Source organism: Clostridium bornimense (genome assembly GCF_000577895.1).
Lineage (GTDB): Bacteria > Bacillota > Clostridia > Clostridiales > Clostridiaceae > Clostridium_AN > Clostridium_AN bornimense.
On the sequence record NZ_HG917868.1, the window covers coordinates 779,798 to 796,172 of the forward strand.

Consider the following 16,375-nt stretch of genomic DNA (forward strand, 5'->3'; position numbering starts at 1 on the left):
CAACTAAAGTTGAATTTCTTGGTGCCGCTAATACCTGATATTTTCATATAGGTTTCCTCCATTCTAAAGTCCATTTTCAAACCAAAATATTCTACAATTTAACTTATAAATAAAAGATATGGGGACTTTAACATAATTTTTATTTTATAAGAATTCAGAAATACTTCAGTAAGTGAAATAATTAAGAATGGAAATAAATGAGGAATCTTTTATAAAATTTAATGAAAGCTCGAGTTGAATACGTTAACAATTAAATGTGAAATAAAAAATCAATTTAATTGTATAGTGGTTCATTAAATTTTTTTATTCTTTGCCCTAATAATATATTAACATATTTTACATAATATGTATGTAATTTGTAAAATATTTTTTTATTTTTTTTATAAAAAATTTTTAAATAGAAACAGCTTCAATATTTATATTTTGATGTAAAATTATATATAAAAATGATATAATATACCTGTAAAATTTATCAACTAAGCAAAAGATAAATAATATATATTCTTAAGTTTGTTTATAAAATATTTTAAATGAAGGAGTTTTTTATGGAAAAGTTTTTTAAACTAAAAGAAAATGGGACAACCATTTCAACAGAAGTTATGGCTGGTATCACTACATTTTTTGCAATGGCATACATAATTTTTGTAAATCCATCAATGTTAAGCCTTGCAGGTACAGCAGATAATCCAATGCCTACAGGAGCAGTTTTCTTAGCTACAATAATTTCTGCAGCTATAGGTACTTTGGTAATGGGGCTTTTTGCCAATGTTCCATATGCTCAAGCACCAGGTATGGGATTAAATGCATTCTTTACCTTTACTGTTTGTGGAGCTTTAGGATTCACATGGCAACAAGCATTAGCTATGGTATTTATTTGTGGCTTAATTAATGTAACTATAACTATTACAAAGATTCGTAAATTAATTATTAAAGCAATACCAGAAAGCATACAACATGCTATCAGTGGAGGAATTGGTATATTTATTGCTTATATTGGAGTGAAAAATGCAGGACTTATAAATTTTACATCAGATCCAGGGACTTATACAGTTTTAGAAAGTGGAACATCTGTAGCTAATAGTAGTGCAGTTCCAGCTCTTGTTAATTTCAATACACCAGCTGTTATTTTATCATTAATCGGAATTATTCTTATGGTGGTTCTTTTAATTTTTAAAGTAAAAGGAGCAATTATCATTGGGATAGCAGTTACTACAATATTAGGAATACCATTAGGTGTTGTTGATTTATCTGCTATAAATACTACAACAGGATTAGGAGATTCATTTAGACAATTATCAGATACTTTTTGTGTTGCTTTTGGTGATAAAGGATTATTATCTTTATTTAAGGATACTTCACAAATACCTTTAGTATTAATCACAATATTTGCATTTAGTTTATCAGATACTTTTGATACAATAGGAACTTTTATCGGTACAGGTCGTCGTACAGGAATATTTAGTGAAGAAGATCAAAAAGCTCTTGAGGATGGAAAAGGGTTTAAATCTAAGATGGATAAAGCATTATTTGCAGATTCAATTGCTACATCAGTTGGAGCTATTTTAGGTACTTCAAACACTACTACTTATGTTGAAAGTGCAGCAGGAATAGGAGCAGGAGGTCGTACAGGACTAACATCTGTAGTTACAGCCATATTATTTTTACTAAGTATGTTTTTATCACCTGTTATAGGAATTGTGCCATCTCAAGCAACAGCACCAGCATTAATTGTAGTAGGAATTATGATGTTATCTTCATTTAAGGAAATAAAATGGGATGATTTAGAAGAGGCTATTCCAGCATTCTTTGCTGCTATATTTATGTCATTTTGTTATAGTATATCATATGGAATTGCATCAGGATTTATTTTTTATTGTATAGTAAAAACTTGCAAAGGAAAAGCAAAAGAAATTCATCCAATTTTATGGGTATGTACAGGATTATTTATAATAAACTTTGCTATTTTAGCAATTTTATAAATGGAGTATAATTTTAAAATTTAATTATTTATAAAATAAGGAACTGAAACACAAGGTCATAGGACTTATTGTGGTTCAGTTTTTTTATTTTTCACTTGTTTCTAAGAATGGTTAAAGAAGAGATAGATAAAAATAAAGTTGAATTTTTTATTAAGGTTGTTGACATTAAATGAAAAAAGGAGTATATAAATTATAGAGGTTAGCACTCAACTAATTTGACTGCTAACAAAACGAGATTTAAGGGTCATATTGAAGGGAGAGGTTTAACTTGGAAACTAAACAATTTAAAGCAGAATCAAAAAGATTATTAGATTTAATGATTAACTCTATTTATACTCACAGAGAAATTTTTTTAAGAGAACTTATTTCAAATTCTAGCGATGCTATTGATAAAATTTATTATAAAGCATTAACAGATGATTCTATTACTTTCGATAAAGATAACTATTATATAAAGATATATATAGATAAAGATAATAGAACTATAAAAATCTCTGATACTGGTATAGGTATGACAAAAGAAGAATTAGATGATAATCTTGGAGTTATAGCTAAAAGTGGTTCTTTAAAATTTAAGAAAGAAAATGATACTGAAGATGGTCATGATATAATTGGTCAATTTGGTGTAGGTTTCTATTCTGCATTTTTAGTAGCAGATACAGTAACAGTTATTAGTAAAGCTTTTGGTAGTGATGAAGCTTATAAATGGGAGTCAAAAGGGGTTGAAGGATATACAATAGAACCATGTGAAAAGGACTCTGCTGGTACGGATATAATTCTTAAGATAAAAGAAAATAATGAAGATGAAAATTATGATGAATATTTAGAAGAATATACAATTAAATCTATAATTAAAAAGTATTCTGATTTTATAAGATATCCTATTAAGATGGATGTTACAGAAAGAAAATTAAAAGAAGGTACAGAAAATGAATATGAAGATATTATAGAAGAAAAAACTATAAATAGTAGAGTACCAATTTGGAGAAAAAATAAAAATGAATTGACTGATGAAGACTATGATAATTTCTATGCTGAAAAGCATTATGGTTATGATAAGCCAATAAAACATATACATGTAAGTGTTGATGGAATGGTAAGTTATAATTCTATATTATATATTCCAGAAAAGACACCATATGATTTCTATACAAAAGATTATGAAAAAGGTCTAGAACTTTATTCTAATGGTGTTATGATAATGAATAAATGTTCTGATTTAGTCCCAGATTATTTTAGTTTTGTGAAAGGGATAGTAGATTCAGAAGATTTATCACTTAATATTTCCAGAGAAATATTACAACATGATAGACAATTAAAGCTTATAGCTAAAAATATTAAAACACAAATCAAAAATGGATTATTAGATACATTAAAAAATGAAAGAGATAAGTATGAAAAATTCTATAATTCTTTCGGAAGACAATTGAAATATGGTGTATATAGCGAATTCGGTGCTCATAAAGAGGATCTTCAAGATTTATTAATGTTCTATTCTTCAAAAGAAAAGAAGTTAGTAACATTAGATGAATATGTATCAAGAATGCCAGAAGATCAAAAATATATCTATTATGCAGCTGGAGAATCTATTGAAAGAATAGAAAAATTACCACAAACTGAAATGGTATCTGATAAAGGTTATGAAATTTTATACTTTACAGAAGACATCGATGAATTCGCAATTAGAATGTTAATGTCATATAAGGAAAAAGAATTTAAGTCAGTATCTAGTGGAGATTTAGGTATTGAAGATAAAGATCAAGAAGTAACTGAAAGTGAAGAAAAAGAAAATAAAGACTTATTTGAATCTATGAAAACTATTCTAGATGGTAAAGTTAAGACTGTTAAAGCTTCAAAGAGAATGAAGAAATATCCAGTTTGTTTATCAAATGAAGGAGATCTTACTATAGAGATGGAAAAAGTCTTAAATTCTATGCCTAATAATGAAAATGTAAAAGCAGAAAAGGTACTAGAAATTAATATAAATCATGATGTGTTTAAATCTTTAAAAGAAGCTTATGACAATGATAAAGATAAATTTAATTTATATACAAATGTTTTATATAATCAAGCATTACTTATAGAAGGATTACCAATAAATGATCCAGTTGAATTTACTAATAATATATGTAAGATAATGAAATAATGCTAAAGGAGGCTGTCACAATACGATTAAATTTCGTGAGTGCCAGCCTTTTTAACATATAGTAATTAGAGAATAAGTAAGAGGGACTAGTTATGGATGAAATTTCTTTAGAGAATTTCTTAGCTTATAAGTATTGTGTCATCAGTTTGTTATAAAAATTTATTTTATAATTTATAGGATAATGCAGTGTTGTATGTGGCTAATGAAAGCTACCTTTCATATAGATCTGTTATTGCTAATATAAGTAGTAGCAGATCTATTTATTTTAATTGATTTCTATTAAGAATTGTGAAATGCGAATTATCATAAATCTTTTTTGTAATGTAAGTTGTTATTAAGATAATGTTAATAAATTATTAATATAGTTATGATATAATATTTTAGAAAATTTCTACTAATATAAAATGTTTGTCTGTCACTATATTACAAAAATAAACAAAAATTGTGGGAAAATACATAAAACTGTAGTATTATGTATTTGTGGATTAATAATAATTTATTAAGAAGGAGAATAACAATGAAGTTAAAAAAGAGATTGATTTCTTTAGGTCTATGTGTTGCCCTTGTACTTGGAAGTAGTACAGTAGCTTTTGCAGATGGTTCTAGAGTAGTAACATTAGGTGCAAATTTAAATGAAGAACAAAAAGAGAAAATGTTAAAATATTTTGGTGTAGAAGAAAACGAAGTAGTGGTATTAGAAGTTAACAATGAAGAAGAAAGACAATACTTAGAAGGAGTTGCTTCAGAAGCACAAATTGGGACAAAGACTTTTTCATGTTCATATGTAGAACCAAAAGAAGCCGGAAATGGTATAAATGTAAAGACTGCCAATGTTACATGGGTAACAAGTTCTATGGTAGCAACAACACTTTCAACAGCTGGTTTAACTGATGCAGATTGTGTAATTGCAAGTCCATTTGCAGTATCAGGTACAGGTGCATTAACAGGTATAATGAAAGCATTTGAAGATGCTACAGGAGAAAAATTAGATGAAGAGAAGAAAGAATTAGCTTGTGAGGAGTTAATTACTACCGGTGATTTAGGTGATGAGATTGGTCAAGAAAAAGCAACAGGAGTAATTAACGATATAAAGACAGAGATAATAAAAAATGGTACAAGCGATACAAATCAAATAGCTGAAACTATAAATAATGTAACGAATAACTATAATGTAACATTGACTGATGAACAGCAAGCACAGATTCAATCATTGATGGAAAAAATAGCAGAGCAAGATTATGACTATAAAGAAATGAAAGATACATTAAAGGGCATAGGAAAAACAATATCTGATAAATTAGATGCTATGGGTGAAAAAGTAGACAAAGGATTTTTTGATGGAATGAAAGACTGGTTCTCTGGAATAGGAGAATGGTTTACAGGAATATTTAATAGTAATGATAAAGACTCAGGAATTTTAGGAGAAACTAATGATAGCGTTCTTGGAGACAATGTAAAAATTGATTCTACTGATGATACAACTGTTAATGTTGAATCAAATACGGAAGACTCAAATGGAAGTGAAGAAGGATTTTTCAAAAAGATTTGGAACTGGTTCACAGGATTATTTAATGGTGAAGATAGTAGCGATGTAGAAGATACAAATGAAACAAATAATGATTCTACTGAAGAAAGTATCGATAATACAAACAGCAATTCTACTGAAGAAAGTACAGATAATGAAGATAACAACATAGATAGTGGAACTACTAATGATGAAGACTCAAACAATGAAATTACAGAATAGATAGCATTGAAGCTCCAAAATAAGTTTTATTTTGGAGCAGTTTTATATTAAAGGAATAAAAGGTTATTATTAATAATGCTCAAGATAAAAAATGTAAAAAATAAATAAATATGGATAATAGATATTGAATGAATGTAAAAAAATGCTATAATAATATATACAAAGTAGTTATATTTGATTGGGGTGAATATATGGGTGGAGAATATAATTGCAATGAAGTAATAGATATTATAAACATTTTGAATAAACATAATGCTGGAAGTAAATTAAGTTTAGAATATATAATGACATGTTTAAATAGATATGAAAAAGTAGCAAAGGAATTATCAGATGAAGACGATGATATAAGAGATTGGATTATCATTGGAGATGTACTTTATAATATTTCAAATTATTATTTAGGATACAAAAGTAAATATGATAAAGATAAATATGTTATGGATCGGATATTTAAAGATTTATACATATTAGAGATACATTTGGATAAAATAAAAATAGGAAGAAAGTTTAATAAAAAACTAATAAAGAAATTTATTAGCAATCTTAAAATTTTTAATAAAGAAGAAGTTTTATTAAAACGAATTAATATTAATAGATTTTATTATGATAACATTGATAATAATGATGAAATAAAAAAAATATTGGATAAATATTTAAAATATAAAATTATAGATGAAGAAATTGAAATTCATAAAAAGGAATTTTATTTATTTATAGAGATGTGGAAAGATAGTAAGATAAAATCTCTTCTAAAATATGATACAGAGTTATATTTTAGATTAATAAGTATATTTGAAAAATTAGACTATTTAAAAGATGAAGAAGTTACTAAAGAAAATTTAAGAAGACAAATATCAATTATTGATAAGGAATTATATCCATTATTAGATGAATATACTAATAGTAAGTAGAATGAGGGTTTGATATATGCTATTAAAAGAAAAAGAAATAGATTATTATATGGAATGTATAGAAGAATTCATGGAATTAGAAGAGTTTAGGTCCATGAATACATTTATTCAACATGGAAAAGTATCTTGTCTTGAACATAGTTTATCTGTAGCATATTATAGCTATTTTCTAAGTAGAAAATTTCATATTAATGTTGATGCTAGAAGTCTTATTAGAGGAGCTGCATTACATGATTTCTTTTTGTATGATTGGCATATAAAAGAAGGGCGTAAAAAATGGCATGGATTTAGACATCCTAAAATAGCATATGATAATGCTATTAAATATTTTGATATAAACGATACGGAAAGAGATATAATATTAAAACATATGTGGCCGTTAACAATTAAAATACCTAGATCTAAAGAAGCATTTATTGTATCATTAGTTGATAAGATATGTTCTATTGCAGAAACATTTAGGATATATCCATCTTTGATTTCTCCATAAACAAGAATATTATAATAACAAAAAAATCTTCATATGTTTATGTATATGAATAATAAATGATAACTTGGAAAAGATAATACCACAAAAGTAATTTGGAGGTGTTATTTATGGATGAGAATCATGATGGAATGATGGGGGGATTACCTGTTAATATTAACAAAGAAGTACCTACAGCCAGCAGTGATGCTAAGTCAATAACAGCTTTGATAAAACATTCAGGAGATGTGATAGGGTATCAACTTTCAGATGGTGCTAAGGTGTCAAAAGAAGAAGCTATTAATATAGCTAGGTCTGGAGGAATATCTGGGGTAGCTATAAGTACTAGAAATGGAGAAGAATATTTAAGAAGTTTGCCAGATCAAAGTGAAGGTAATAATTTAAGTTCTTTACCATCTATAAAAGAATAAAGGTAGTTATACTAACCGTAGATTTAATAAAATCTACGGTTATTTTAAAATCAATGTTATAATATTACATAAACAATATAAAAAGGGGGCTATTCAATGAATATTGAAACAAAGTGTTTACATGAAGGATATAAACCAAGAAATGGGGAGCCATTATCTTTACCAATATATCAAAGTACTACTTACAATTATGAATCTACAGAACATATTGGAAAGTTATTTGATCTTACAGTTGAAGGACATATGTATTCGAGAATATCTAATCCTACCGTTGCTGCAGTAGAAGAAAAAATTGCAGCATTAGAAGGTGGAGTAGGAGCTCTATGCACTACATCAGGACAAGCAGCAATATTAATAAGTCTTCTTAATATTTTAAGTGCTGGGGACCATTTTATTAGTGCATCAAAGATATATGGAGGAACAATAAACTTATTTTCTGTTACGTTAAAAAAATTTGGAATAGAGTGTACTTTTGTAGATCCAGATTTACCAGAAGAAGAATTGCAAAAATATTTTAAGAAAAATACTAAAGCTGTATATGGTGAGACACTTGCAAATCCAGCATTATCAGTATTGGATATTGAAAAATTCGTAAAGGTGGCTCATGAAAATAATGTACCATTTATTATAGATAATACTTTTGCAACACCTATACTTTGTAGGCCTATTGAATATGGAGCGGATATTGTAATACATTCCACAACAAAATATATGGATGGACAAGCAGTACAAGTGGGCGGTGTTATTGTAGATAGTGGTAATTTTAATTGGTGTAATGGAAAGTATAAAGAGTTTACTGAGCCAGATGAATCCTATCATGGAGTTATATATACAAAAGACTTTGGAAAGGCTGCATTTATAACAAAAGCCAGAGTTCAAATGATGAGGGATTTAGGTGCTTACCCATCAGCTAATTCAGCTTTTCTATTAAATTTAGGATTACAAACATTACCAGTTAGAATAGAAAGGCATTGTGAAAATGCAAAAAAGGTGGCAGAATATCTTAATAATTCTGAAAAAGTTGAATTTGTAAATTATCCAGCATTACCTAATAATAAGTATTATGAATTATACAAGAAGTATTTACCTAAAGGATGCAGTGGAGTTATTTCTTTTTCAATAAAAGGAACAAGAGAAACAGCAGTGAAGTTTATGGATTCATTAAAGTTAGCATCAAATGCTGTTCATGTAGCTGATATACATACATTAATTTTACATCCAGCAAGTTCAACTCATAGACAACTTAATGATGAACAATTAGTTGCAGCAGGGATAACTCCAGGGTTAATAAGATTATCAGTAGGTCTTGAAAATGTTGAAGATATCATAGCTGATTTAGAGCAAGGATTAGAAAGAATATAAAGTTAATTATGTACAATAAAAGGCTTCGCTTACAAAATCTTATTTGTTATCGCGATAGCCTTTTTATATAATCTATAATTCTAATTTATCAAAATTTTTTAGTAAGGATAGATTTTCTATTGCTTTATAGGCTTTCCACCAATTCTCACTAAGAGTAAATTCTTTTGGATATTTTTCATTATTCTCAAACCATGTCCAAGTGATTCCCCAAACATCATCTTTAGGTTTTGTTTCAATAATATAATTTAATTCTTTACGGAGAATTTCCTTATTTTCTTCATAATAAATACTATTTGGAGTTCTAATATACCTAGATGGACGTACGCCATAAAATATCCATTTTGAAATATCATATTCAATTGAATTTTTAACAAGATAATTTAATTTTTTTTCTATACAAGTATAATCAAAGTCACGCATTTTTAATTTTTTTATAGTATTGAAAAGTACAATGAAACCACCTATACCCATTTCTCCTAAATTATTATCACTAGTAAGCTTATAAAATAATTTATGTATTAAGTTTATTATTTTTTGATATAAATCAGTATTATTATCTATATATTCCAGAATAAAGGCAGATAGTTCTGCAGTTACTCCAATGCTTTCTGTGATATTTGTTTCTTCATTAAAATTCATCCAAGGAGCATGTGGATAGTGATCATTGCTATGTATAGAAAATCTCCATCCATATTCCTCAAAATCTTTTTCGCTAAACAGGTATTTTGTAATTCCTTTATAGATAGGGTGAGTTAAATCAAAATAATTTATACTCTTTAAAATATTAATAGCATACAGTGTTGTATAGGGGGAAGAGTTAGGATTCCAACTATCAGGTTCTAGAGCATTACCAAAGCCACCATCTTCATTTTGATAAACACTTAAAGCTGATAGTACATCCTCTTTAGTTCCATTTTCAAAATGATATTTCCAAAGACTTAATTCAATATTTCTTGCATTTCTATATATCCATGTTTTTATTTCAAGATATGTTTCTTTTGAAATCATCATAAATAATATACCTCTCTTTCATTTTATTAATGTTATTTTATCTACTAATGATGTTAGTATATAGTAAATTTGCAATATTTTTTAAAATTCCTTTACTTTTCAAGATGGAAAATAGAGCATTTTCTAATATGAAATTTCTCTTATTTAAATGTAAGTTATTAAGAAGTAATTTTTCAGTTACTTTTATTCTTTCATAGTAGATATATCAAATAATATAGGTTCGATAGATGATTTTAATTTTGAAAAATGTTGATTTGGATTAAAAAAATTATTCTGTACATTAGTCATAGAATCTTCTGAAAATAGAATTGCAGTCCATGGATAAAATCTAATAGCAAAGGTGGAGATTGTTTCTTTTTTATCATTATGGTGTTGCAGTTATAGGTAAATATATTTTACTTAAATTATGTATTTCGATTACTCCTTAATTTCAAAAAATTGTTATAAGTTGATTATATCATATACTTTATTAATGAACTAAAGAATATAAGTAGTAACTTATCGCAAGGTTTATAACTATTATAAATATATGAGTACTGTGACTTTTGGAGTAAGAAATGGAACATATAAATAGTGGAAGTATTATAACATATTCAGCTATTCAAGGGGCTATTGTTGGTGGGAGTATAGAGGGAATAGAAGAGGTCATAAAGAATGAATTGATGAATAAGGGAGAGATACTTAAAAAGTCTATATTTACAGCAATAGATTTTACTATTAAATCTGTATCTGCCATAGTTATTAAGAGTGCTACAGATAAAAGAATTTTAGTTTTTATACCTAAAAGTACGTCATTTACTAAGTTAAGTAATATAATTTCGGTGCAAGTAGATAATATAAAAGTACTTATACGAATATCAACAGGAGAATTGACAATAAAAAATGGAATAATAAAGATGATAGAAGCGACAATATCAACATTTACAGCAGTAATAGCTTCTAATAATGGAACAATAATAGGAATGAATATAGGAATGTTATTAGGAAACGTTGGAGCAGTAGTTTGCAGTTTTGTAGGAGGAACACTAGCCTATATTATAGGAGATAGAGGTGGATATATAATATCAAAATGTTCAGAAAAAATGATAGCGACTATTTCAGAACATATTTTAGATATATAATCTTTTAATTATATAAATGAGAATTAGTTGCAATTAGTATAATAGATATTTACAATATAAAATAACAATAATATATAAAGGAGAAATAGTTATGAATCCAACGGCGTTTACTATACTAGGATTAGAAATAAAGTGGTATGGTATATTAATAGCTACCGGTATGTTATTAGGACTATTAGTAGCAAGTTATACATGTAAGATAAGAAAGGTAAACTATGATGATCTTTTGACAGCAGTATTAATTATATTGCCTATAAGTTTTATAGGAGCTAGATTATATTATGTAATTTTCAATTATGAAAATTATCATAGCTTTATTGATGTTATAAATACACGAGAAGGTGGATTAGCTATTCATGGTGGAATAATAACTGCTATAATAACTGCACTGATTTATTGTAAAATAAAAAAATTTAGATTTTTAGATTTTGCAGATGTAGCGGCGCCTTCAATAATATTAGCACAAGCTTTAGGAAGATGGGGAAATTTCCTTAATGGAGAGGCTCATGGTGGACCTGTTAGTACAGAGTTTATAAGCCATTTTCCTAAATTTATTATAGATGGCATGAATATAAATGGGGTTTATTATCATCCGACATTTTTATATGAGTCAATATGGAATATATTAGTGTTTGTGATATTGATATACTTAATAATAAAAGTAAAGACTGTTGGGGTAGTATTTTTTACATATATAGGTCTATATTCTTTAGGAAGAGTGTTTATAGAAGGATTACGAACTGATAGTTTGATGATAGGTCCCTTTAAAATGGCACAACTTGTAAGTGTTATAGGTGTTGTAGTATGGATAGGATATCTGATTCTACTGAAGAAGAGAAATAAAAGATTTTAAGAAGTAATAGTGAAAGTAATTTTTTCAGTATAATAAAAAGAGGAATGTTGCACAAAATTTATTGTGTAACATTCCTCTTTTGTATTATTTAATTATAGATATTATTTCATCTATCTTTTTAGCTCCAAAGTGAATTTCTTTATCATTTATAATAATTGCTGGTACACTCATTACTTTGAATTTAGTTTTTATATCTCCAAATTCAGATAAATCAATCATTTCAGCCTCCACGTTTTGGTTTTCTATAGCGATTCTTTGAGATGCTACAACTACATCTGGGCAGAAATGACAAGCAAGAGATACAGCAACTTTTATGTTAGTTGGTTTATCGATACTCTTTATAGCTTCTAATGTTGAGTTTTCTATAGGTTGACCATCACTTCCTAAGTTGTAAATAGAAAGTACAAATGAATTTAATTCATGTCCGCCAGGAACGCCATGGAATTTAACACCACTATAGTTTCCATCAGAATCTAAGAATGCAACTATTGGAAATTTATCAGCATTTATTTTATTTTCAATAGCTGGATTTTCACCTTTTTTATAGATTTCAGCTTCTAGTTTATCACTAAGATTAGAAATATCTAATATTAGATCACGAAGTTCTATAGATTTAGGTAAAGATTCATCAACAATAGAGACTAATGTAACAGCTTTTGTCAATCTAGAGAAAACACCTTTAAGTTGATTGCGTAAGTTATCATTTAATAATTTACTTTGTCCGCCTATAACTTCATTTGTAGTAGAAGTAGTCGTGTCTTTTTCTACTTTTTCTGGTGTAGGTTCAAAGTCATCTTTTATTCCTAATCTTTCTTTTTCTTCAGAAACATATCTCTCAGCACAAGTTGCAGCAATAGCACCGTCAGCAACTGCAGTTACAACTTGTCTAAGAACTTTAGGTCTTAAGTCACCAGCAGCATATACTCCAGGAATATTTGTTTCCATATTTTCATTAGTAATTATATATCCAAAGTTATCCATATCTACAGAATCTTTAAATAGTGAAGTCTGTGGTTGATATCCTACAAATATAAATATACCGAATGTTCCATCTTCCTCAGAAGCAGTATATTCAAAAGTTTCTTTTGTAATATTGTTTATAAATTTACAATGATTTAAAACACCGTCACCAGAAGCTTCAACTATTTCAGTATTGAATTTAACTTCAATTTTAGGATGTGCTAGTACTTTATCGGCAATAGATTTTGCACAAGTAAATTCTGGCTCTCTAGCAATAACAGTAACTTTTTTTGCAAATCTAGTAAGGAATATAGCTTCTTCAGCAGCAGCAAATCCTGCACCTACTACAAAAACATCTAAATCTTTAAAAAATTCTCCATCACAAGTAGCACAATATGCAATTCCGCGTCCAGCAAATTCCTTTTCACCAGGGAATCCAAGTTTTCTTGGTGAAGCTCCAGTAGCAATTATAATAGCTCTTGATTTTAATTCACCTTTATTAGTATATAACTTTTTAACTTCACCATTAAAATCTACAGAAGTTACTTCAGCATCTTGAAATTTAACTCCAAAGTTGCTAGCCTGAGTTCTCATATCTTCCATTAATCCACTACCACTATGATGAATAACACCAGGATAATTTACTATTTCTGAAGTAGTTTTGATTTGTCCACCGATGCTTTCTTTTTCAAGAACTAGTGTATTTAATTTTGCACGTCCAGCATATATAGCTGATGATATCCCAGCTGGTCCGGCACCTATTATAATTAAGTCATAAATTGTATTCATATATACCTCCTAAAAGCATTTAAATTAAAAATGTACAGTTGACATATTGTGATATCAATTCTACATTTTTAATTTATTATTAATATAATGGGGCATTGCAAATAAGCTTTTTGCAATAGCCCCATCTATAAAAACATTTCTATAGGGATTTAATTAAGGAATTTTAAATATTATAGTTTACCAACTAAATCTAATCCTGGAGTTAAAGTTTCAGCTCCTGGAGTCCATTTTGCTGGGCAAACTTGATCGCCGTGAGCAGCTACGAATTGAGCAGCTTGAACTTTTCTTAATAATTCTTCAGCATTTCTTCCAATTCCTAAATCATGAACTTCGTAAGCTTTGATTTCTCCTTCTGGATTTACGATGAAAGTTCCTCTTAGAGCTAAACCTTCTTCTTCAATCATAACACCAAAATCTCTAGCTAATGTTCCTGTTGGATCACCAAGCATTGGGTATTTAATTTTTGCAATTGTTTCTGAAGCATCAGCCCATGCCTTGTGAACGAAGTGAGTATCTGTTGATACTGAGTAAACTTCACATCCGATTTCTTTGAATTTTTCATAGTTATCAGCAAGGTCTCCTAATTCTGTTGGGCAAACAAAAGTAAAGTCTGCTGGATAGAAGAAGAATACTGACCATTGACCTTTAGTTGAATCTAAAGAAATTTCTTTGAAATCTCCATTGTGATAAGCTTGAACTTTGAAATCTGATACTTTTTTATTTATTAATGACATAAAATCATCCTCCTAAATTTGAATTATTATTTAATAATTATTATTGTTTAATGATTACTATTTAATAATAATTATTAATTAACAAAAAGTCAACACTAAAACTATATTTATTTTAAATAGTTTAGGTTTTTTAATTAAAAAGTATGTAGATTGATAAAAAAATAATTAAGTTTGTAAATTTAAATGTAAAAATATAGAAAAATAACTTTATTTAGAATAAAATAGTATAAGTAATATATTAAAATATCTGATTTTTTATCAAATGGGGGATTGATATGTTTAATATCAAAAAAGAAGGCTATTTTTTAGCAGTAGGCAAAAATAATTTTTACCATAGGTATCCTGATGGTAAAGAAGAGATTCTATTTTTAGAAAATGCAAAATTAAATCCTAATGTACCTTTTTATCACTATCTTTATGATAGTAGTAGTTTAGAAGGCGATTTTAGGAGTAAAAATAATGAAAGAATAAAAAATAGCTTATTTTGCTTATTAGAAGATGATGCAAATTATATAGACAAAGTAATTTTAGAGGAATATTCTAAGGAATATTTAAATGCAAGTAAAATATCCTTTGTTGAACAATGTTCAATATTAAATATGGAGAAAGAGAAGTACGTTGCAGTTTCAAAAACAGAAAGATCTATTGTAGTATCTTATATTGAAAATAACTCTGTTATAAAAAAGAGCTTATTAGATACAAAAGTAGAAATATCTGAAGTAGAACAAATAATTAAAGATTATATGTATGTTAATAGATTTGAAAGTATACCGTTATATATAAATAATATCAGTTACGATATGAGTAAATTTAGTTCCATGGGAATACTTGTTGGAAAAGAAGTTGTTTTTGAAAATGCAAGAAAATATGGAGAAATATATAGATGCTTGGGAAAATCATGGGGATTCAAATAAATGAAAGCTATTTACTCTTACTTATTTCTTAATTCCTGTGCACTAAAAAGGGCTCTCGCTTACGAAATTTAATCGTTATTGCGACAGCCATTTTTCTAAATTTAACATTAATGTTATTTAACTAAGTAAGTTCCTTCAGAGTCTTGAGTAATAAGTCTTTGTTTCATTAAACCACCTAAAGCTTTTTTAAAGTAATTTTTTGAACAATTAAAGACTTCTTTAATTTCTTCTGGTGAACTAGCATCACAGAAAGGAATGAAACCATCATTTTCTTTAAGAAGATTTAAAATTTTATCTTCAATAAGTAATCTTTCATCTTTTAGTGAGTTAATTCTTGTTGTTAATGAAAGAGTGCCATCTTCATATATTTTCTTTACTCTAACAGTAAGTTTTTGACCGTGATGAAGAGTATCAAAATATTCATTATGAACTAATATACCTTTATATAAACCTTTTACTGCAACATAAGCAGAATTAACAGAAGAGAATCCATAAACATAGCCATCTACGATATCTCCAACTGCTATATCAGTTGCAAATTTGATAAAATCATCTACTTTAGGGGTAGCAGCGAGTCTACCTGTCTTATCAACATAAAGGCTAAAAAGATATGATCCGCCTTTTACTAGTTTGAAAGTTTGTTGTTTAAAAGGAACTAGTACATCTCTTTCTAGACCAATGCTTACAAATGCTCCGAATTTTGTTATATCAGTAACCTTAAGATATCCTATCTTACCTACCGTTAATAAAGGTTCTTTTAATGTAGCTATAATTCTATCAGATGAATCTCTATATATAAATGCATCTACATTGTCACCTACAGCAATTTTCTTGTTATTTAATGATTTTTTAGGTAATAGAACATCATTACCATCAGCGTCAATAAGGTAATAACCAAACTCTACTTTTCTATCAACCTTTAAATTATTGAATTTTCCTAAGTTCAATATT

At 27.8% G+C, this 16,375-nt stretch carries 14 protein-coding genes; 10 read left to right on the forward strand and 4 right to left on the reverse strand.

The window, feature by feature from the left end; translation table 11 throughout:
- Positions 1-545: 545 nt before the first annotated feature.
- From CM240_RS03520 to CM240_RS03550, 7 genes are all read left to right on the forward strand, one after another.
- On the forward strand, positions 546-1,979 hold the full coding sequence (locus tag CM240_RS03520; protein ID WP_044036510.1) for an NCS2 family permease: 1,434 nt from the start codon (positions 546-548) through the stop codon (positions 1,977-1,979).
- Positions 1,980-2,247: 268 nt separating this feature from the next.
- Positions 2,248-4,125 carry a molecular chaperone HtpG gene (gene htpG / locus CM240_RS03525; RefSeq protein ID WP_044036512.1) on the forward strand — a complete coding sequence of 626 codons (1,878 nt, stop codon included), beginning with the start codon at positions 2,248-2,250 and terminating at the stop codon, positions 4,123-4,125.
- A gap of 517 nt (positions 4,126-4,642) precedes the next feature.
- On the forward strand, positions 4,643-5,872 hold the full coding sequence (locus CM240_RS03530) for a DUF1002 domain-containing protein (protein ID WP_051483662.1): 1,230 nt from the start codon (positions 4,643-4,645) through the stop codon (positions 5,870-5,872).
- 128 nt (positions 5,873-6,000) lie between these two features.
- Positions 6,001-6,783: a hypothetical protein gene (locus CM240_RS03535; protein ID WP_044036514.1), complete on the forward strand. Its 783-nt coding sequence runs from the start codon at positions 6,001-6,003 to the stop codon at positions 6,781-6,783.
- Between the two features lie 16 nt (positions 6,784-6,799).
- Positions 6,800-7,273, forward strand: coding sequence for an HD domain-containing protein (locus CM240_RS03540; protein ID WP_044036516.1), 474 nt, complete (start codon positions 6,800-6,802; stop codon positions 7,271-7,273).
- Positions 7,274-7,380: 107 nt separating this feature from the next.
- Entirely contained in the window at positions 7,381-7,680 is a 300-nt protein-coding gene (locus CM240_RS03545) for a DUF3892 domain-containing protein (protein WP_044036518.1), read from the forward strand.
- 96 nt (positions 7,681-7,776) lie between these two features.
- Complete coding sequence (locus tag CM240_RS03550) at positions 7,777-9,042, forward strand: O-acetylhomoserine aminocarboxypropyltransferase/cysteine synthase family protein (RefSeq protein ID WP_044036520.1); 1,266 nt, start codon at positions 7,777-7,779, stop codon at positions 9,040-9,042.
- Between the two features lie 72 nt (positions 9,043-9,114).
- Here CM240_RS03550 and CM240_RS03555 read toward each other — a convergent pair whose 3' ends face one another.
- Complete coding sequence (locus CM240_RS03555; protein WP_341349772.1) at positions 9,115-10,053, reverse strand: hypothetical protein; 939 nt, start codon at positions 10,051-10,053, stop codon at positions 9,115-9,117.
- A gap of 557 nt (positions 10,054-10,610) precedes the next feature.
- Between CM240_RS03555 and CM240_RS03560 the strand changes: the two genes are divergently transcribed.
- On the forward strand, positions 10,611-11,174 hold the full coding sequence (locus CM240_RS03560; protein ID WP_044036522.1) for a hypothetical protein: 564 nt from the start codon (positions 10,611-10,613) through the stop codon (positions 11,172-11,174).
- A gap of 91 nt (positions 11,175-11,265) precedes the next feature.
- Positions 11,266-12,027 (forward strand): prolipoprotein diacylglyceryl transferase, encoded by a 762-nt coding sequence (lgt, locus tag CM240_RS03565; protein ID WP_044036523.1) that lies wholly within the window; start codon positions 11,266-11,268, stop codon positions 12,025-12,027.
- Positions 12,028-12,111: 84 nt separating this feature from the next.
- Here the strand turns inward: lgt and CM240_RS03570 are convergent, their stop codons facing one another.
- Together CM240_RS03570 and ahpC are read right to left on the reverse strand one after the other, a co-directional pair.
- Positions 12,112-13,776 carry an FAD-dependent oxidoreductase gene (locus CM240_RS03570; protein ID WP_044036525.1) on the reverse strand — a complete coding sequence of 555 codons (1,665 nt, stop codon included), beginning with the start codon at positions 13,774-13,776 and terminating at the stop codon, positions 12,112-12,114.
- A gap of 170 nt (positions 13,777-13,946) precedes the next feature.
- Complete coding sequence (gene ahpC / locus CM240_RS03575) at positions 13,947-14,510, reverse strand: alkyl hydroperoxide reductase subunit C (protein ID WP_044036526.1); 564 nt, start codon at positions 14,508-14,510, stop codon at positions 13,947-13,949.
- Between the two features lie 275 nt (positions 14,511-14,785).
- Here ahpC and CM240_RS03580 point away from each other — a divergent pair, with 275 nt between their 5' ends.
- Complete coding sequence (locus CM240_RS03580; protein ID WP_044036528.1) at positions 14,786-15,424, forward strand: hypothetical protein; 639 nt, start codon at positions 14,786-14,788, stop codon at positions 15,422-15,424.
- Between the two features lie 113 nt (positions 15,425-15,537).
- Here the strand turns inward: CM240_RS03580 and CM240_RS03585 are convergent, their stop codons facing one another.
- Entirely contained in the window at positions 15,538-16,374 is an 837-nt protein-coding gene (locus CM240_RS03585; RefSeq protein WP_044036531.1) for a CvfB family protein, read from the reverse strand.
- Position 16,375 lies beyond the last annotated feature (1 nt).